The organism is Xanthomonas sp. SHU 166, from assembly GCF_000364685.1.
GTDB classification, from domain to species: domain Bacteria; phylum Pseudomonadota; class Gammaproteobacteria; order Xanthomonadales; family Xanthomonadaceae; genus Xanthomonas_A; species Xanthomonas_A sontii.
In genome coordinates, this window is the sequence record NZ_AQOJ01000291.1 from 1 (window position 1) to 669 (window position 669).

Genomic DNA, 669 nt, shown 5'->3' on the forward strand with positions numbered 1-669 from the left:
TGGCGGCCGACTCGCCCGGCGACGCGCTGGACCTGGGGGTCAACCGCGAGGCGCTGGCCCTGCGCGGCAGCGCGCGCTGGCAGCAGGCCGCGCGCGATGCCGACCTGAGCTTCCCGAACGGTGCCGGCCAGTTCGCCTGCGCGCTGGGCGTGGCGATCGATGCGCAGCGCACCCCGCATCTGTACACCTTGCTGGAACGCAGCCGCATCGACGCCAGTGCCGCCACCAAGGCGGCCAAGCGCCGGTACCAGCGCGCACGGCCGTTCCTGCGCAACGCGCAGGCGGTGTGCACCCCGGGCGATCTCGACGACCTGCGCCAGAGCGGCTCCTATCCCTCAGGACACAGCGCCATCGGCTGGGCTTGGGCGCTGATCCTGAGCGAGATCGCGCCCGAGCGCGCCACTGCGCTGATCGCGCGCGGCCGCAACTACGGCGAGAGCCGGCTGGTGTGCAACGTGCATTGGCAGAGCGACGTGCTCGCCGGCCGCTTCATGGGCGCGGCTACGGTGGCGCGGCTGCACGACGACGCGACCTTCAGCGCCGATCTGGCCGCGGCGCGCGGAGAGATCGCCGCCGCCCGCGCGACCGGGCGGATGCCGGCAGGCGACTGCGCCGCGGAGAACGCGGTTCTGCAGGTGCGCCCGGCCAGCGCGCTGTAAGGCGACCGCC

At 74.3% G+C, this 669-nt stretch carries 1 protein-coding gene; it reads left to right on the forward strand.

Features of this window, described 5'->3' with window-relative positions:
• Window positions 1-659, forward strand: a 659-nt coding sequence (locus tag D180_RS09075; RefSeq protein ID WP_017912543.1) for a phosphatase PAP2 family protein, incomplete at its 5' end; no start/stop codon positions are given.
• Between the last annotated feature and the right edge of the window lie 10 nt (window positions 660-669).